At 71.6% G+C, this 17,268-nt stretch carries 21 protein-coding genes and 1 riboswitch; of the genes, 12 read left to right on the plus strand and 9 right to left on the minus strand.

Features of this window, described 5'->3' with window-relative positions; translation table 11 throughout:
• Nucleotides 1-139: 139 nt before the first annotated feature.
• The 4 genes from dusB to C7C45_RS27190 all read right to left on the minus strand — a co-directional run bounded on the left by dusB (nt 140) and on the right by C7C45_RS27190 (nt 3,716).
• Nucleotides 140-1,297 (minus strand): tRNA dihydrouridine synthase DusB, encoded by a 1,158-nt coding sequence (gene dusB / locus C7C45_RS27175; RefSeq protein WP_110566719.1) that lies wholly within the window; start codon nt 1,295-1,297, stop codon nt 140-142.
• A gap of 79 nt (nt 1,298-1,376) precedes the next feature.
• Nucleotides 1,377-2,756, minus strand: coding sequence for a glycine--tRNA ligase (locus tag C7C45_RS27180; protein WP_110566721.1), 1,380 nt, complete (start codon nt 2,754-2,756; stop codon nt 1,377-1,379).
• A 114-nt stretch (nt 2,757-2,870) separates the two neighbouring features.
• On the minus strand, nt 2,871-3,350 hold the full coding sequence (locus C7C45_RS27185) for a hypothetical protein (protein ID WP_110566723.1): 480 nt from the start codon (nt 3,348-3,350) through the stop codon (nt 2,871-2,873).
• 24 nt (nt 3,351-3,374) lie between these two features.
• Complete coding sequence (locus C7C45_RS27190; RefSeq protein ID WP_110566725.1) at nt 3,375-3,716, minus strand: antibiotic biosynthesis monooxygenase; 342 nt, start codon at nt 3,714-3,716, stop codon at nt 3,375-3,377.
• Nucleotides 3,717-3,745: 29 nt separating this feature from the next.
• Between C7C45_RS27190 and C7C45_RS27195 the strand changes: the two genes are divergently transcribed.
• The 9 genes from C7C45_RS27195 (at nt 3,746) to C7C45_RS34230 (ending at nt 8,721) form a co-directional block, all read left to right on the plus strand.
• Nucleotides 3,746-4,003: a hypothetical protein gene (locus C7C45_RS27195; protein ID WP_110566727.1), complete on the plus strand. Its 258-nt coding sequence runs from the start codon at nt 3,746-3,748 to the stop codon at nt 4,001-4,003.
• A gap of 54 nt (nt 4,004-4,057) precedes the next feature.
• Entirely contained in the window at nt 4,058-5,002 is a 945-nt protein-coding gene (locus C7C45_RS27200; RefSeq protein ID WP_110566729.1) for a metal ABC transporter substrate-binding protein, read from the plus strand.
• Nucleotides 4,999-5,760: a metal ABC transporter ATP-binding protein gene (locus tag C7C45_RS27205; RefSeq protein WP_110566731.1), complete on the plus strand. Its 762-nt coding sequence runs from the start codon at nt 4,999-5,001 to the stop codon at nt 5,758-5,760. Before C7C45_RS27200 ends, C7C45_RS27205 begins: the two co-directional genes overlap by 4 nt.
• Nucleotides 5,761-5,763: 3 nt before the next feature.
• On the plus strand, nt 5,764-6,639 hold the full coding sequence (locus C7C45_RS27210) for a metal ABC transporter permease (RefSeq protein WP_110566733.1): 876 nt from the start codon (nt 5,764-5,766) through the stop codon (nt 6,637-6,639).
• 37 nt (nt 6,640-6,676) lie between these two features.
• A complete protein-coding gene (locus tag C7C45_RS27215; protein ID WP_030338189.1) occupies nt 6,677-6,976 on the plus strand; it encodes an ArsR/SmtB family transcription factor in 300 nt (99 codons plus the stop codon).
• On the plus strand, nt 6,973-7,371 hold the full coding sequence (locus C7C45_RS27220) for a Fur family transcriptional regulator (RefSeq protein ID WP_110566735.1): 399 nt from the start codon (nt 6,973-6,975) through the stop codon (nt 7,369-7,371). The genes C7C45_RS27215 and C7C45_RS27220 overlap by 4 nt, the downstream gene beginning before the upstream one ends.
• 14 nt (nt 7,372-7,385) lie before the next feature.
• Nucleotides 7,386-7,835 carry a GNAT family N-acetyltransferase gene (locus C7C45_RS27225; protein ID WP_110566736.1) on the plus strand — a complete coding sequence of 150 codons (450 nt, stop codon included), beginning with the start codon at nt 7,386-7,388 and terminating at the stop codon, nt 7,833-7,835.
• A gap of 100 nt (nt 7,836-7,935) precedes the next feature.
• Complete coding sequence (locus tag C7C45_RS27230; RefSeq protein WP_110566738.1) at nt 7,936-8,544, plus strand: hypothetical protein; 609 nt, start codon at nt 7,936-7,938, stop codon at nt 8,542-8,544.
• 9 nt (nt 8,545-8,553) lie between these two features.
• Nucleotides 8,554-8,721, plus strand: coding sequence for a hypothetical protein (locus C7C45_RS34230; protein ID WP_167454842.1), 168 nt, complete (start codon nt 8,554-8,556; stop codon nt 8,719-8,721).
• A 31-nt stretch (nt 8,722-8,752) separates the two neighbouring features.
• Here the strand turns inward: C7C45_RS34230 and C7C45_RS27235 are convergent, their stop codons facing one another.
• The 5 genes from C7C45_RS27235 to C7C45_RS27255 all read right to left on the minus strand — a co-directional run bounded on the left by C7C45_RS27235 (nt 8,753) and on the right by C7C45_RS27255 (nt 13,930).
• A complete protein-coding gene (locus C7C45_RS27235) occupies nt 8,753-10,759 on the minus strand; it encodes an acyl-CoA dehydrogenase family protein (RefSeq protein ID WP_110566740.1) in 2,007 nt (668 codons plus the stop codon).
• Between the two features lie 104 nt (nt 10,760-10,863).
• Nucleotides 10,864-11,367, minus strand: coding sequence for a DUF6328 family protein (locus C7C45_RS27240; RefSeq protein ID WP_110566742.1), 504 nt, complete (start codon nt 11,365-11,367; stop codon nt 10,864-10,866).
• A gap of 150 nt (nt 11,368-11,517) precedes the next feature.
• Nucleotides 11,518-12,267, minus strand: coding sequence for a sugar isomerase domain-containing protein (locus C7C45_RS27245; protein ID WP_110566744.1), 750 nt, complete (start codon nt 12,265-12,267; stop codon nt 11,518-11,520).
• Nucleotides 12,264-13,070: an AAC(3) family N-acetyltransferase gene (locus tag C7C45_RS27250; protein ID WP_110566746.1), complete on the minus strand. Its 807-nt coding sequence runs from the start codon at nt 13,068-13,070 to the stop codon at nt 12,264-12,266. The genes C7C45_RS27245 and C7C45_RS27250 overlap by 4 nt, the downstream gene beginning before the upstream one ends.
• 29 nt (nt 13,071-13,099) lie before the next feature.
• Nucleotides 13,100-13,930 carry an alpha/beta fold hydrolase gene (locus C7C45_RS27255; protein ID WP_110566748.1) on the minus strand — a complete coding sequence of 277 codons (831 nt, stop codon included), beginning with the start codon at nt 13,928-13,930 and terminating at the stop codon, nt 13,100-13,102.
• Nucleotides 13,931-14,037: 107 nt separating this feature from the next.
• Nucleotides 14,038-14,142: riboswitch (TPP riboswitch) on the plus strand.
• A 75-nt stretch (nt 14,143-14,217) separates the two neighbouring features.
• Here C7C45_RS27255 and C7C45_RS27260 point away from each other — a divergent pair.
• From C7C45_RS27260 to C7C45_RS27270, 3 genes are all read left to right on the plus strand, one after another.
• Nucleotides 14,218-14,811 (plus strand): ECF transporter S component, encoded by a 594-nt coding sequence (locus C7C45_RS27260; RefSeq protein ID WP_110566749.1) that lies wholly within the window; start codon nt 14,218-14,220, stop codon nt 14,809-14,811.
• Nucleotides 14,812-14,928: 117 nt separating this feature from the next.
• Nucleotides 14,929-16,428: an ABC transporter ATP-binding protein gene (locus C7C45_RS27265; RefSeq protein ID WP_244200598.1), complete on the plus strand. Its 1,500-nt coding sequence runs from the start codon at nt 14,929-14,931 to the stop codon at nt 16,426-16,428.
• The gene (locus tag C7C45_RS27270) at nt 16,425-17,225 is read left to right on the plus strand and encodes an energy-coupling factor transporter transmembrane component T family protein (protein WP_110566751.1); all 801 of its coding nucleotides are present in this window, start codon (nt 16,425-16,427) and stop codon (nt 17,223-17,225) included. Before C7C45_RS27265 ends, C7C45_RS27270 begins: the two co-directional genes overlap by 4 nt.
• Nucleotides 17,226-17,268 lie beyond the last annotated feature (43 nt).

Raw genomic sequence — 17,268 nt, forward strand, 5'->3', positions numbered from 1 at the left:
AACTGACCCGCGACCACCAGTACCAGCACAAACCAGCACCAGCACCATGCCGAAGGGCCGGACCCCCAAGACCAGGGGCCCGGCCCTTCGGCATGTTCAGGCCAGTGCGTGGCCGTCCCGGTGCCCGGACGCTCAGCGATCAGCCGCCGGAGTCGTCCATCTCGGCACCCTCGGGGACGGCGTCGTCGTCTCGGCTGGCCAGCCAGCCCTCCGGTAGGAAGACCTTCCCCGGCGAGTTGGTGCGCCCGCGCGGCTGGCCCAGGGCGGTCAGCGGGAACGGCTCCGTCGGGTCGAGCTTTCCGAGCAGGTCGTCGAGCTGGGCCAGGCTCTCGATCATCGCCAGCGAACGGCGCAGCTCGCCGCCGACCGGGAAGCCCTTCAGATACCAGGCGACGTGCTTGCGGAAGTCGGTGCAGCCGTCCCGCTCACCCCGGGCCGGGTTGCTGGCACCGGCCACGAACTGGTCGACCAGCAGCTCGGCGTGCCGGCGCATGGTCACCGCCACCTCGCCGAGGGTGGGCATCCGCCGCTCCGGGCGGCCGTTGAAGGCAGCCTCCAGGTCGGCGAAGAGCCACGGTCGACCCAGGCAGCCGCGCCCGACGACCACGCCGTCGACGCCGGTGTGCGCGACCATGCGCAATGCGTCGTCGGCCTCCCAGATGTCGCCGTTGCCGAGCACCGGCACATCGAGGGCCTGCTTCAACGTGGCGATCGCGTCCCAGTCGGCGGTGCCGGAGTAGCGCTGCGCGGCGGTCCGCCCGTGCAGGGCCACCGCGGCCACGCCGGCGTCCTGGGCGGCGAGCCCGGCTTCGACGTACGTCAGGTGGTCGTCGTCGATGCCCTTGCGCATCTTCACCGTGACCGGCACCCCGGCCGGCGCGGCGGCAGCCACCGCGGCCTGCACCAGCCGGGCGAAGAGCCGGCGCCGCCACGGCAACGCCGCGCCGCCCCCACGCCGGGTGACCTTGGGGACCGGGCAGCCGAAGTTGAGGTCGATGTGATCGGCCAGGTTGCGTTCGACGACGATCCGCACGGCGGCAGCGGTGATCTCCGGGTCGGTGCCGTAGAGCTGGAGGCTGCGGGGCTTCTCGTCGTCGCCGAACGTGATCATGCGCAGCGTCTTCGGGTTGCGCTCGACCAGCGCCCGAGTCGTGATCATTTCGCAGACGTAGATGCCGCCGCCCTGCTCCCGGCAGAGCCGACGGAACCCGACGTTGGTGATCCCGGCCATCGGCGCGAGCACCACCGGTGGCCACACCTGGTGCTGCCCGAGAGTCAACGGGCGCAGCGCGGGCATGGTCGAGGCAGTCACCGGACAAGTGTACGGGGCCCCGACCGGCGCTCATCGCGTCGGCCGAGGCCCCGTGCGCAGCGTCTCAGCAGCCGGGGAGGCGCTCGATCAGGTAGCGCTCGACCTGGTCCAGGGAGACCCGCTCCTGGGCCATGGTGTCCCGGTTGCGCACCGTCACGGCGTTGTCGTCCAGCGTGTCGAAGTCGACGGTCACGCAGAACGGGGTGCCGATCTCGTCCTGCCGACGGTAGCGGCGGCCGATCGCCTGCGAATCGTCGAACTCCACCACCCAGCGCTTGCGCAGCAGCGTCGCGAGGTCCTTGGCCTTCGGCGACAGCGCCTCGTTGCGCGACAGCGGCAGCACCGCCACCTTGACCGGGGCGAGCCGCGGGTCGAAGCGCATCACGGTGCGCTTGTCCACGCCACCCTTGGTGTTCGGTGCCTCGTCCTCGTCGTACGCCTCCAGCAGGAAGGCGAGCACCGCGCGGGTCAGACCCGCGGCCGGCTCGATGACGTACGGCATCCAGCGCTCACTCTTGGTCTGGTCGAAGTACGACAGGTCGACGCCGGAGTGCTTGCTGTGCGTGGAGAGGTCGAAGTCGGTGCGGTTCGCGACGCCCTCCAGCTCGGCGAACTCGGTGCCGCCGAACTGGAAGCGGTACTCGATGTCGACCGTCCGCTTGGAGTAGTGCGAGAGCTTCTCCGCCGGGTGCTCGTAGAGGCGCAGGTTGTCGGCGGACAGGCCGAGGTCGAGGTACCAGTTCCAGCGCTCCTGGAGCCAGTACTCGTGCCACTGCTCGTCGGTGCCCGGCTCGACGAAGAACTCCATCTCCATCTGCTCGAACTCGCGGGTCCGGAAGATGAAGTTGCCCGGGGTGATCTCGTTGCGGAACGACTTGCCGGTCTGCGCGATGCCGAACGGCGGCTTCTTGCGGGCGACCGTCTCGACGTTCTTGTAGTTGACGAAGATGCCCTGCGCGGTCTCCGGGCGCAGGTAGTGCATGCCCTCTTCGCTCTCCACCGGGCCCAGGTAGGTCTTCATCAGGCCGTTGAACATCTTCGGCTCGGTGAAGGTGCCCTTGTTGCCGCAGTTGGGGCAGTTGAGCTCAGTGAGCGAGGCCAGCGGCTTGCCGTGCTTGGCCTCGTACGCCTCTTCGAGGTGGTCCGCCCGGAACCGCTTGTGGCAGAACTGGCACTCGGTGAGCGGGTCGACGAACTCGGCGATGTGGCCGGAGGCCTCCCACACCTTGCGGGCCAGGATCACCGCCGAGTCGAGGCCGACGACGTCGTCGCGCTGCTGGACCATGGTCTTCCACCACTGCCGGCGGACGTTCTCCTTGAGTTCCACGCCGAGCGGGCCGTAGTCCCACGCCGATCGGGTGCCTCCGTAGATTTCGCTGGAGGGGAAGACGAAGCCTCGGCGCTTGGCAAGGCTGACGACGGCGTCGATACGGTCGACTGGCATGTTTCCTCCTACGCCGGCTGGCGGTCGGCGGGGGCGAGATGTGGATGGAACGGTCGGTTCGGGACCACGGTACGACCACCGTCGCCCTGAGCCCAGCAGAATACCGGGGGCGGGTCAGCTGACCCCGCAGACCTCCACGCCGCCGGTCTGACCGTCATGCCCAAGAATGACCTGCTGCTGCTCCCGGTCACCGCCGTCCAGCGTCACGTCGACCGGCAAGGTCAGGTTGATGGTGTCCACCTCGCCCAGCCGGAACGCCGTGACCTGCGGCTCGGCGGCGGCCCGCCGTTCGAACTCGGGCCGGGACTCGCGCCGTTGCGCGTCGTCGCAGAGCTGCTCGTACGCCCGCCCGTAGTTCCGCTCGACCAGCGCCTGGTAGTAGTCGCCGGTCACGGTGCGGGCCTGTTCCCGGACCGCCTGCACGCCGGTCACGGCCAGGCCGACGACGGCGCTGCCGCCCCCGCCACAGCAGAGCACCACGGCGAGCGCGCCGACACCGAGGCCGATCCAGAGCCGAGTCCGGCGGCCCTCGGTGGGCGGCGCGGCGAACGGCGGAGCCACCCCGGGACCGGGTGGCGGGGCGGGTGGGGTCATAGGAGCAGCGTAGTGTCCGCCGGCTCAGCGGTAAGGACCCGCAGCCCGATCACTCTCGGCGACGACCACCGCCCCGCCGGGGGCCGCGGTGGCCAGCGCCTCGTACGCGGAGGGCTCGTCGACCGACTCGGCGAGCAGTGGCACGGCGCTGACCTTGACCTCGAAGGCGCCCAGCGCCCGTCGGTACGTGCCGACCGACTCCCATTCGGTGACCAGCGACCAGTACCGGGGGTCGTCGAGCGCCCGGACCAGTTGACCGCGGAGGTAGCCGGGGCGGGCGGCCAGTGCGGTGAGGGCGGCGTGCGCCCGTTCGGTGAAGTCGTCGGCGACATCGACGTCGACCACGAACCGGTTGGTCACCAGCAACGGAGGTCCCTCCTCGTAGAGTCTGTGGGATGCAGCGTACGCAGCGCCCCTTGCTGGCCCGGTTGGCCGGGGCGAACCCGACGTCGGTGTTCCTGCTCACCCTGGTGGTGGTGCTGGTGGCGTTCTTCACGCCCGGGGTGATCGGCGGGCTGCTGACGCTCGCGCTCGCCGCGGTCCTGATCGCCCTGTTGGCGACGACCTGGGCGGTTCAGGCGCCGCAGACCCGGCTGCTTCGACTGGTGATGTTGACCCTGCTGGTGACGGTGGGCCTCGCGAAGCTGCTCTGACATGCAAGCATGCGTTTTTGACAATCATTATCGTTGCCACGGACAGTTGACGTCATGAGCAACCGCACCACGTTCCGTGTCCTGGCCGCCGCGACCACCCTCCTCGCCCTGGGTGCCGCGGCCGGCTGCTCCACCGGTGGTGCCGCCGGCGCCGACCCCCAACGGGTCGACGTGGTGGCGGCGTTCTATCCCCTCCAGTTCATCGCGGAGCGCGTCGGTGGCGACGCGGTCCGAGTGACGAACCTGGCCAAGCCCGGTGCCGAGCCGCACGATCTGGAGCTCAACCCGAGCCAGGTCGGCCAGGTCAGCGAGGCGGAGCTGATCGTCTACCTCAAGGGTTTCCAGCCCGCGGTCGATGACGCCGTCGCGCAGAACGGTGGCGACCAGGCGTTCGACGTGACAGGCGTCCAGCCGCTGTTGGACGCGAGCGCCGGCGGGCACAACCACGAGGGCGAGGAGGACAACGCCGAGGAGCGCGGCGCCAAGGATCCCCACGTCTGGCTCGACCCAACCCGCCTCGCCGGCATCGGCGACCAGCTCGCCCAGCGGCTCGGCAAGGCCGACCCGGACCACGCCGCCGACTACACGGCCCGTGCCGCGGCACTGCGCGCGGACCTCACGACCCTGGACGGCGAGTTCACGCGCGGCCTGGCGACCTGCCAGCGGCGGGAGATCGTGACCAGCCACGCCGCGTTCGGCTACCTCGCCGACCGCTACCAGCTCGACCAGGTCGGCATCACCGGGCTGAGCCCAGACGTCGAGCCTTCGCCGCAGCGGCTCGCCCAGGCGATCGAGGAGGCGAAGGAGCACAAGGCCACCACGATCTTCTTCGAGACCCTGGTCAGCCCGAAGGTCGCCGAGACCATCGCCGGTCAGGTCGGCGCGAAGACCGCCGTGCTGGACCCGATCGAAGGACTCGCCGCCGACAGCAACGGGGACTACCTTTCGGTGATGCGTACGAACCTGCAGACCCTGCAGACGGCCTTGAGCTGCTCGTGACCACACCTGTCATCACCGTCGAGCACGGGGTGGTCGGCTACGACGGCCGCCCCGTGCTCCGGGACATCTCGCTCACCGTGACCGCCGGCGAGGTGGTCGCGGTGCTCGGCGCCAACGGCTCCGGCAAGTCCACCCTGATCCGCGCCGTGCTCGGGCTGGTGCCCATCAGCGCCGGCTCGGTCACCCTCTTCGACCGGCCGTTGCGCCGCTTCCGGCAGTGGGCACGCATCGGGTACGTCCCGCAGCGCCTGGGCGCCGGTGGCGGCGTACCGGCCACCGTGCGTGAGGTGGTGGCCTCCGGCCGACTGGCCCGCCGGGGGATCCTCCGCCCGCCGGGTCGAGCCGACCGGGCCGCCGTCGACGCCGCGCTGCTCGCGGTCGGGCTCGCCGACCGGGCCGGCGACCCGGTCTCCACGCTCTCCGGCGGCCAGCAGCAGCGCACCCTGATCGCCCGCGCACTGGCCGGTCAGCCGGAGCTGCTGGTCCTCGACGAGCCCACCGCCGGGGTGGACGCGGCAAGCCAGGAGGCGTTCGCCGACGCGCTGCGCGACTTCGTCGGCGGCGGCGGGACGGTGCTGCTGGTCGCCCACGAACTGGGCCCGCTGCGACCGGTGATCAGCCGGGCGGTCGTCGTACACGAGGGTGGCATCTGTCACGACGGCGCGGTGCCGGACCCGGCCGGCCATCACGCGGAGCCCGACCACGACCACGTGCACCCGCACGGTCCCGACGAGCCCGCCGGGCTGTGGAGCAACTGACGCATGGGACTCTTCCAGTACTCCTACATGCAGCATGCCCTGATCGGCGCGCTGGTGATCGGCCTGGCCGCGCCGGCCCTCGGCATCTACCTGGTGCAGCGCCGGCTGGCGTTGATCGGCGACGGTGTCGGGCACGTGGCGCTGACCGGCGTGGGCGCTGGTCTGCTGCTCAACCGCTCGCCGGTGTTGGTGGCGGTGCTCGTCGCCACCGCGGGCGCGATCGCCATCGAGGTGGTCCGTGCCCGCGGGCGTACGTCCGGCGACCTGGCCCTGGCCCTGCTCTTCTACGGCGGGATCGCGGGCGGCGTGTTGCTGGTCGGCCTCTCCGACGCGACCAGCGCCAACCTCAACGCCTATCTGTTCGGGTCGCTGATCACCACCTCCCTCGCGGACGTGATCACCATCGCGGTGCTCGGCGCGGCGATCCTGGTCACGATGATCGCGTTGCGCCCGGCGCTCTTCGCGGTCAGCCACGACGAGGAGTACGCCCGGGTCTCCGGCCTTCCGGTACGGACGCTGAACCTGCTGATCGCGGTCGCCACCGCGATCACGGTGACCATCGCGATGCGGGCCGTCGGGGTGCTGCTGATCAGCGCGCTGATGGTGGTGCCGGTCGCCACCGCACAGCAGGTCACCCGGGGCTTCCGCAGCACGATGACCGCCGCGATGGTGCTCGGGTTCTTCGCCGCCGGCTCCGGTGTCTGGGTGGCGGCTACGGCGGACACCGCGCCGGGCGCGTCGGTGGTGCTGGTGGCGATCGCCTCCTTCCTGGTGGTGGCCGTGACCGGCGGCGTCTGGCGGGCGCTGCGCCGCCGGGCGACGCCGGCCGCCGCCGTGCCAACACCGGAACCACACGAGGTCGTGCTGGAGAGATCCTGATCAGGGGGATGTCGGTGGTATTGGTTATCGTTGCAGGATGACCAGCGCGACGGGCTACGACGGGTTCGACGGGGCGAGCGAGCTGCTCCGCGCGCTGTCCGCGCCCATTCGGCTGGCCATCGTCAGCGAGTTGGCCGGCGGCGAGCGGTGCGTGCACGAGCTGGTGGAGAAGCTCGGCGCGGCGCAACCGCTCGTCTCCCAGCACCTGCGGGTGCTGCGCGGCGCGGGCGTGGTGCGGGGTTCGCGTCGAGGCCGGGAGATCGCCTACAGCCTGGTCGACGAGCACGTCGCGCACATCGTGGCGGACGCGGTCAGCCACGCGGGGGAGGGATCATGAGCGAGAGCAGCGCCGCGGTACGCAACACCCGGCAGCGCTCGGCGGTGAGCGCGCTGCTGGGCGAGATGGAGGGCTTCCACAGCGCCCAGGACCTGCACGCGATGCTGCGGGAGCGCGGCGAACGGGTCGGCCTGACCACCGTCTACCGCACCCTGCAGGGGCTGGCCGACGCGGGCGAGATCGACGTGATGCGTCCGCCGGGCGGCGAGCACCTCTACCGCCGGTGCAGCGAGGGGCACCACCACCACCTGGTCTGCCGGGCCTGCGGGCGTACGGTCGAGGTGGCCGGGCCGGCCGTGGAGAGCTGGGCCGACCGGGTCGCCGCGAAGCACGGCTACGCCGACGTCAGCCACACCATGGAGATCTTCGGCACCTGCCCGGCCTGCGCACGGTGACTAACCTGGCTCCCGTGTCAGACCTTCAGTTCAGGACGGTCCAGCCGGTAGGTAGCGAAGCAGCCCTGCTCGACTGGCAACACATCCACAATCTGATCATCCCCACGGCCACCCTGTCGGTCGACGAGATCGTCGTCCGCGCCCAGCGGAACATCCTCGAGGTCGCGTACGTCGAGGGGTCGCCGGTGGGGTGCTCGACGGTACGACCCCCGGAATCCGACGCGGCGGCCGCGACCGTGATCGCACGGGTTCTGCCCGGACATCGCCGGCACGGCTACGGGGAGCAGATCTATCAGCAAGGGCTGGCGAGGGCACGCGATCTGGGCGCGCAGGTCATCGACACCGTCGTCCTGGCCTCCAACGACGACGGCCTGCGGTTTGCCCGACAGCACGGCTTCGTCGAGATCGAGCGGTACGTCCTGCCCGGCGACACCGTGCCGTTCGTGGACCTCCGGCTCGCCTGATCGCGACGCTTGCGTCGCCCGTAAGGCGGAACGGATCGCCCCGGCCAGGCCCGCGAACGACGGGTGTCGGGCCGAGGCCGTTCGTGCAACGCTGTCCGGCGTGAAAATCTATGCCGATCGGTTTCCGACCGCCGCCCGTCAGTTGATCACCGACCTGCTCGTCGTCGCCTGGGTGTACGTGGCGATCCGCGGCGCGCTCTGGCTGCACGACCTGGTGCAGAAGCTCGCCGTACCGGGGCAGAAGCTGGAAGGCGCCGGCAGCGGCCTCGCCGACAACCTGGGCGACGCCGGCAGCAAGGTCGGCCGGGTGCCGCTGGTCGGCGACGAGCTGACCGCACCCTTCCAACGCGCCGCCGACGCCGCTCGGTCGCTCGCCGACGCCGGCCGCGACCAGCAGCACCTCGTCGATCAGCTCGCCCTCGCCCTCACCATCGCGGTGCTGATCTTCCCGCTCGGCATCGTGCTGTTCGGCTGGCTGCCGCTGCGCCTGCGCTGGATGCGCCGGGCCGGATCGGCGGCGACACTGGCTGCCGGGCCGGCCGGCCGGGACCTGCTCGCCCTGCGCGCGCTGGCCACCCAGCCACTGGGCCGGCTGACCCGGATCGGCCCGGACGTCGCTGAGGCGTGGCGGCGCGGCGACGACGCGACCCTCGACGCGCTGGCGGCGCTGGAGCTGCGCCAACTCGGCCTGCGCGCCCGGGGCCGCTAAGGTCTTCGGGTGTTCTACTTCCTGATCGTCATCGCCGTTCTGCTGCTCGGCTACGCCGCCGTCCTGGTCTCCTTCGTACGCCGGGGCAAGAAGATCCCGCCCGCGGCGTACCTGGGTCTGGCCGCGCTCAACGGCCTGATCCTCGCGGCGGTGCTGGCCTGGGCGGTCGCCCGCTGACACCTGCCGTGCGGTTGGCGGAGGGTGTGGATCACGGCTTGGGCGGGATGCGGCGGCGCACGTCCTCGGCGGTGGACGGCCCCGGCGACCAGCCGGCCACCCAGGGCAACTCGTCGGACGGGGTGACCACGCCCTCCTCCAGGCCCGCGTAGCGACCGGCGAGGATCCGCTTCGCGGCGGCGGTGTCGACCGAGTCGGTGTTGTCCCAGAGCGCCGTGAACAGGGCATCCACCCGCACCCGCGCCTGCCGGCAGAACAGGTCGGCCAGCTCGACGTTCTCCGGTCGGCTGTCCCGTTCGGCGGAAGCCCGGACGCAGACCGCGGACATCGCGAACAACTCGGCGCCGATGTCCACCACACGGCCGAGGAACGCCTGCTTGCGTTCCATCTTTCCCTGCCAGCGGGACATCGCGTAGAACGTCGACCGGGCCAGCTTGCGCGACGACCGCTCCACCTGTCGCAGGTGCCCGGCGAGCGGTCCGAACTCGGCGTACGCCGAAGGGCTCTGCCCCCGGCCCACGGCCAGTGTGGGCAGCCACTTCGCGTAGAAGGCACCGGCTCGGGCGCCGGCCCGCGCCTTGCGGCCCAGCCCCGCCTCGGGGTCGATGATGTCGCCGGCCACCGACAGGTGGGCGTCGACCGCCTCCCGCGCGATCAGCAGGTGCATGATCTCGGTCGAGCCCTCGAAGATCCGGTTGATCCGCAGGTCGCGCAGCACCTGCTCGACGTTGGCCGGGCGTTCGCCGCGGGCGGCCAACGAGTCGGCCGTCTCGTAGCCGCGCCCGCCCCGGATCTGGATCAACTCGTCGGCGATCTTCCAGGCCATCTCGCTGGCGTACAGCTTGACCAGGGCCGCCTCGATCCGGATGTCGTTGCGGTCGTCGTCGGCGAGCAGGCAGCAGAGGTCGAGCATGGTCTCCATGCCGTACGTGGTGGCGGCGATGAAGGAGAGCTTCTGCGCGACGGCCTCGTGCTCGCCCACCGGTCGCCCCCACTGGACCCGGTCGGCGGCCCACCCCCGGGCCACGTTCAACGACCACTTGCCGGCGCCCACGCACATCGCCGGGAGCGAGAGCCGGCCGGTGTTCAGCGTGGTCAGGGCGATCTTCAGCCCCTTGCCCTCGCCTCCGATGACGTTCTCGGCGGGCACGAACACGTCGTGGAAGCGAGTGAGGCTGTTTTCCAGGCCGCGCAGGCCGACGAACTGGTTGCGCCGCTCGACGGTGATGCCCGCGCTGTCGCCGTCCACCACGAACGCGGTGATTCCACCCCGCCGCCCCTGGGCGGCCGGCACCCGGGCCATCACCACCAGCAGGGTGGCCACGATGCCGTTGGTGGCCCAGAGTTTCACTCCGTTGAGCCGGTAACCGGTGCCGTCCTCGGTCGGCTCGGCGGTGGTGGCCAGCCGGGCCGGATCGGAGCCGACGTCCGGCTCGGTGAGCAGGAACGCGGACACCTCACCGGCGGCGAGTCGGGGCAGGAAGCGCTGCTTCTGCTCGGCGGTGCCGAACATCTTCAGCGGCTGCGGCACCCCGATCGACTGGTGCGCCGAGAGCAGCGCGCCGATGGCCGGGCTGACCGAGCCGGCCAGCATCAGCGCCCGGCAGTAGTGCAGGTTGCTCAGCCCGAGCCCGCCGTACTTCCGGTCGATCTTCATGCCGAACGCGCCGAGGTCGGCGAGGCCGTGGAACACCGAGTCCGGAATGGACGCGTCGCGTTCGATGGCAGCCCCGTCCACCTCGGAGTCGAGGAAGGCGCGGAACCGACCAAGGAACTCCTCGGCGCGGGCCACGTCGTCCGGGTCGGACTGGGGCCACGGGTCGATCAGGTCGAGCCGGAGACGGCCGAGGAACAGCTCCTTGCCGAAGCTGGGTCGGTCCCAGGTGGACTCGCGAGCGGCCTCGGCGACCCGCCGGGCCTCCTTCTCCGAGACCTGCCCGGCCTCCGCCGGCAACGGAGCGGCGGCACCGGCGGTGTCGGGGGTGGCGTCGGAATCGGGGCCGTCCGGTGCTGGTCGGCCGTCCTGCGTCGTGGTCACGGCTGCCCCCTCGAAGCTCGGTGCGGCTGGGTTGACGTGCGCGACTACCGCCACGCTACCCCCGGTTGTTACCCAGGGGTAGCGCTCTGTGGAGATCTGCCCGATCAGCGGCCGGCGATCTCGTCCGGGTCGTCGTCCTCGTCGTCGATGTCGTCCTCACCCCAGTTGCGGCGGGCGAACGGCAGGGCAGCCCAGAACGTGAGGAACCAGAGCCCGGTCAGCGCACTGAGCACGAAGGCGATCGGCCGGTCCAGCACGAAGTCGGTGATCAGCAGCACCGCGCTGACCATCGCGACCAGCATGAAGGCGAGACCGCCGGTGGCCATCCGGTGCGCGAAGCGGACCAGCTCCGGCTTGCGCCCCTGCCGGAACAGCGCCCGGTGGAACGCCACCGGCGAGATGATCAGTGCCGTCGCGGCGGCCGCCGCGAGCAACGCCACGATGTAGACGTCGCGCTGGAACTCCGTGGTCTCGGTGAACCCGCTACTGAACGGCAGGGTGAGCAGGAAGGCGAAGAGAATCTGCACGCCGGTCTGTGCGACCCGCAACTCCTGCAACAGGTCAGCGAAGTTGCGCTGCCAACGCTGCTTCTCGGTCTCCTTGGACACGCGCTACCTCCGGTGCGACGCTACTGCCGGCGGTCCCGCCCGCCGGCAGCAACGCCAATGCCCCACCCGGCCGAGCACGAAACAGCTTCACGACATCTGTCGTTCATCTCCGAGACGCAAGTCGGCCACCGGGAGCACCGCGTGGCGGCGTCAGGAGCCGCGTCGGATCCGGCCCGCGTACCGGGCCTCCAGGGCCGTGTTGTGGGCGTCGCCGTCGGGGATGTTCGCCGACAGGTAGACCGGCGGCCGCTCCCCCGCCGCCAGCAACCGCGCCACCACCTCCACGGTGATCTGCTGAGCCAGCAGCGCGGCGGTGATCGAGGAGACCGCGCCGACCGCGCCACCGCCGGGCAGCGGCAACGTCGCGTCACCGTACGGGGCGCCGTTGTCGAGCACCACGTCGGCGATCTCGCCCAGCTTGCGCCCGGACGGGTGGCGGGACGTCATCCGTCCGGAGTGCTGCGCGGAGGTGATCGCCACCAGCGCGTGGCCGCGTTCCTTGACCAGCATGGCGAACTCCACCATCGCGCCGTTGACCCCGGAGTTCGAGGCGAGCACGAAGACGTCGGTGGGCCGCACCGGGGCCAGTTCGTAGAGGCGGTGCGCGACCTCCGGATCCCGTTCCAACATCGGACCGAGCCGCTCGGCCGGTTCGCCACCAATCAACACCAGATCGCGCAGCGCGATCCGGTTGGTCGGCACCAGACCGCCGGCCCGTCCGGCGATCTCCATCGCGAGGGCCTCCGAATGCCCGGTGCCGAACGCGTGCACCACGCCGTCGGCGCGCACGGCCTCAGCGATCAGGTCGGCGGCCCGCGCCACCGCCTCCCGCTGACTGGCGGCCACCCGGCCGATCGTCTCGGTCACCACGGCCAGATAGTCCTCGGCACTCACCGTCATGTGTCCTCCGTCGTCCGGTTGCGGGCCAGCCAGTGCACCGCGAAGTCGACAGCCGCCCGCTGGCGCATCAACCTGCCGGTCCCGGCGCCGACCGGTCCGATGCGAACCGCCCCGGTGTCCTCCAGGTCCCTGCCCAACGCGTCGAAGTCGTCCGCGTCGAGCCGTACGTCCTGCCACCACACCCATTCGCGACCACCGTCACCGGTACGCGCCGCGGCACCCATCTGCTGGCGGGGCGAGCCCGGGCAGCGGTATTCGGCCAGGTGCAGCGAGGTGCTCACGGAGTGGTCCACGCCCAGCAGCAACACGTCGGCGTCCAGGTCGTAGAGCCGGGCCAGCGGCGAGCCCTCGCCGAGCATGTCGCCCAGGGTGTGCCCGGCCACCACCTGCTCGGCGGCCGGCCCGAGCGCGGTGAACGACACGTGCGGATGTGAGCTGCGCAGGGCGCCGGGCCAGCCGCGAACCGTCTCGGCGAGCACACCCATGAACCGGCTCGGTGTGACCGCCGGGTCGAAGCCCGGCATCTCGGCGCGGATCAGCGGCCACCAGTCCGCCGGCACCGGCGGGTTGCGCCACCCCGCGGGGTCGCTGTTGTCCGGAGTGTGGGTCGGCACCACGATCGTCCCGTCGGGGCCGAGCGCGTCGCGCAGGGCGAGCACCACCGCGTGCGGCCCGCCGCAGACGAATCCCAGCGGACGCAGCGCGGCGTGCACCAGCAGCGTCGCGCCGGGGCGTACGCCCAGCACGCGCAGTTGCGCGGCGATCGAGCGTCGAGTGCCCGGCCCGTTGGTGTCCGTCGTCACGATGGCCCTCCCTCGCTGACCCGCACGGATCAGGCCGTTCCGCCGGCTCGGGCCAGGATCGCCTCGGCGAGCGGGCCCGGCGCCGCGTCCGGGATCCAGTGACTCACCCCGGCCAACTGCACGAAGCGGTATTCACCGGTGACGTTGGCGGCGCACGCCTCGGCGGCGGTCCGGCCGATGGCGACGTCCCGGTCACTCCAGACGTACGTGGTGGGCACCGCGACCGGGCCGACGCTCGCCAGGTCGGCGCGGGACATCGCCCGGTACCAGTTCAGCGCGGCGGTGAGCGCCCCCGGCTCGCGCATCGGGTCGGCGTAGCGGTTCACCCGGGACGCGTCGCCCACCCCGCGGAGCAGCTTGCGCAGCGCGGTCGCGTGCCACGCCAGCAGCACCTTCTCGGCCTTGTCCGGCTTACGGAAGAGCGCGATGTAGGACGAGCGGGCCTTCTGCTGGCCGTCGTTGGCCAGGGCCTGTGCCATGGCCGCCGGATGTGGCACGGACACCGCGGTCAGCGTGCGGACCCGATCCGGGTGCCCGGCGGCGACCGCCCACGCCACGACCGCGCCCCAGTCGTGGCCGACCAGGTGGACGGCGTCCAGCCCGAGAGCGTCGAGCACCGCCACCACGTCGGCGACCAGCTCGGGGATCCGGTAGTCGGCCACCCCGGTCGGCCGGGCGCCCGGCGAGTAGCCGCGCTGGTCCAGCGCGTACGTGCGCAGCCCGGCCGCGTGCAGCGTCGGCACGACGTCGTCCCATTCGCCGCTGTGCTGCGGGAAACCGTGCAGCAGCAGAGCGGGTACGCCGTCCGGCGGACCGTCGACGATTACCTCGAACGTGAGACCTCGTGCGTCAACCCGCATGATCGGAAGCGTACCCAGCCGACGGCGAGTCGGTCGCTCCTCGCAGGTCAGGCGGATGCCCTGCTGGGCTGGCGGCCCGGTCGGTGTTAGCGTCAGTGAGACAACTTCACATCCGACAGGGGAGCGCACAGCGCTGAGAGTGCGGGCACGCCCGCAGACCCTCGAACCTGATCTGGGTAATGCCAGCGCAGGGAGTTCGGTCGACCTCCAGCCGCGCCGCCGTCCGGTGCCACCGGACGCGCGGCGTGCGTCTTCTCCTGGTTCGTAGTCAGAACTGGGAGCACCATATGAAATCCACCACCGACAGCAGCCGCTGGCGGACCATCGACATCGTGGTCGCCTCGGTGATCGCGGTCGCCTTCGGCGTCATCTTCTGGGCGTGGGGCCTGGTCTGGAGCGCCACCGAGGGTGCGTTCGCCTTCTTCCCGCCGGCGCAGACGCTGCTCTACGGCGTCTGGCTGATGCCGGCCGTGATCGGCGGTCTGGTCATCCGCAAGCCCGGCGCCGCGCTCTACTGCGAGACGGTGGCCGCGGTCCTCTCCGCACTGCTGGGCAGCCAGTGGGCCGGCACGGTCATCCCGCAGGGCATCGTGCAGGGCATCGGCGCCGAGCTGGCATTCGCCGCCTTCCGGTACCGGTCGTTCCGCCTGCCGACCGCGATGCTGGCCGGCGCGCTGACCGGCCTCAGCGCCGCGCTCTTCGACTTCTTCGTCTGGAACGTCGACTACGCGCTGACCGACTACCGCATCCCGTACGCGCTGCTCACCATCGTCAGCGCCACCGTGATCGCCGGCGCCGGCGGCTGGCTGCTGACGAAGGCCCTGGCCAACACCGGAGTCCTGGACCGCTTCCCGGTAGCCCAGGACCGCGCCCTGATCTGACCACCCTTAGTCGACTGCGTTGATCAAGAGGTTTGCGTCAACGGGACTCGATTTTCTGACGCAAACCTCTTGATCAACAGAGGGAAGGCGGCCCGAGGCCGGGAGGGGGTGGGGTTCGTGGGCGGGGTTTTGTTGCGGGGGTTTGGGTGGCGGCACGCTGGGCGGCGCGCGTGGGCTCTGCGCGGGGTTGATCTGCGGGTTGAGGCTGGGGAGCGGGTTTTGCTTCTTGGGCCCTCGGGGGCCGGCAAGAGCACCCTGCTCAGCGCGCTGGCCGGCCTGCTGCCCGAGGACTCCGGCGAGCAGGAGGGCGTCGTCGAGATCGACGGACTCGACCCGCGCAAGGGACGGGAACGGGTCGGCATCGTCTTCCAGGACCCGGAGACCCAACTGGTGATGGCGCGCTGCGGCGACGACGTCGCGTTCGGGCTGGAGAACCGGGGCGTACCGACCGACGAGATCTGGCCCCGCGTGGACGAGGCGCTGCACCGGGTCGGCTTCCCGTACCCCCGCGACCGCAACACCGCCGCGCTCTCCGGAGGCGAACAACAACGCCTCGCCCTGGCCGGCGCGCTGGCCCTGCGCCCCGGGTTGCTGCTACTCGACGAACCCACCGCCAACCTCGATCCGGCCGGCGCCGACCTGGTCCGACAGGCGGTGGCGGGCGCGCTCGACGCCGACACCACGCTGATCCTGGTCGAGCACCGGGTCGCCGACGCACTGCCGCTGGTCGACCGGGTGGTCGTCCTGGAACCCGGCGGCGGGGTCCGCGCGGACGGCACACCCGAGGCGGTCTTCGCCGCGCACGGCGCCGCCCTGGCCGCCGAGGGGGTCTGGGTGCCCGGTCACCCCATCGCGCCCCGGCCGGCCACCGCCGCGCCCGGGGACCTCCTGCTCACCGCCGACCGGCTCGGCCTGCCGCCCCGGCTGGGCTCCACCGACCTGGCGGTACGCGCCGGCGAGGCACTCGCCGTACGCGGACCCAATGGCGCCGGCAAGTCCACCCTGGCACTGCTGCTCGGCGGTTTGCTCCGGCCGGGCACCGGGCGGGTCACCGCGTCCGCCGCGCTGGCCGACACGGACCACCGCACTCCCCCGCACCGCTGGCGGGCCCCCGCACTGGCCCGGCGGATCGGATCGGTCTTCCAGGATCCGGAACACCAGTTCGTCACCAGCACCGTCTTCGACGAGCTGGCGTTGGGCCCGCGCCGGACCGGTCACCCCGAGGCGGTGGTCAAGGAGACAGTGGCCGGGCTGCTGGAACGGCTACGACTGACCCGGCTCGCCGCCGCCAACCCGTACACCCTCTCCGGTGGTGAGGCGCGGCGGCTGAGCGTGGCGACCGCCCTGGCCACCGCGCCCCGCCTGCTGATCTGCGACGAACCCACCTTCGGCCAGGACCGGCGGACCTGGCGGGAGCTGGTCGACCTCTTCGCCGACCTGCGCGACGCCGGGCACGGCGTGGTCGCGGTCACCCATGACGCGGACTTCGTCGCCGCGCTCGCCGACCGCACCGTCACCCTCCAACGGGCCGTCGACGAGGGCGGTGGCGACGGTGGTGGTGGCGGCAGCAGCGGCAGCAGCGGCAGCGGCAGCGGCAGCGGCAGCGGCGACCGATGATCAACATTAAGCCGGTCGCGGCGCCCGATGCGCCGTTGGCCCGCCGCAACCCGGTGGCGAAGGTGGCTGCCGCGCTGGTCTTCTCGTTCACCCTGCTGGCCACTCTGGACCCGGTCGCCCCGGCGATCGCCATCGCGCTCGAACTCGCCGTGCTGCCGCTGTTCGGCATCGGCTACCGGGTGCTGGCCCGGCGGGCCATGCCACTGCTGCTCAGTGCCGCCGGCATCCTGGTCACCCTCGTACTCTTCGCTGCCGACCGGTCCGGCCGGGTCCTCCTGGACGCCGGACCGGTGCTGGTGACCACCGGCGTGCTGCTCACCGCGCTCGGCCTGGTGCTGCGGATCTTCGCGGTGGCCCTGCCCGGTGTGATCGTGTTCGCGACCACCGACCCCACCGACCTGGCCGACGCGCTGATCCAGAACGCGAAGGCACCGGCCCGGTTCGCGATCGGGGCGTTGGCCGCGTTCCGGCTGGTGCCGTTGCTCGGTCAGGAGTGGCAGATGATCAGCATGGCCCGACGCGCGCGGGGCGTCGACGCGGGACGCAACCCGGCGGCGAAGCTGCGACTGTTCGCCTCCACCGCGTTCGCGCTGCTGGTCGGGGCGATCCGCCGAGGCACCCGGCTCGCCGTCGCGATGGACGCGCGCGGCTTCGACGCCGGCACGCCCCGAACCGTGGCCCGCCGCCAACGCTTCACCCGCGCTGACGCACTTCTCATCGCCGGGGCAGTCGTGCTGGCCGGCGCCGCCCTGACGACAAGCGTCGTCCTGGGCACCTTCCGCCCCTTGATCAGCTAACCCACCCACCCCACCCCGGCCCGCGCGATCTGTGAGTGGGGTT

The sequence above is a fragment of the Micromonospora arborensis genome (genome assembly GCF_003205615.1).
Lineage (GTDB): Bacteria > Actinomycetota > Actinomycetes > Mycobacteriales > Micromonosporaceae > Micromonospora > Micromonospora arborensis.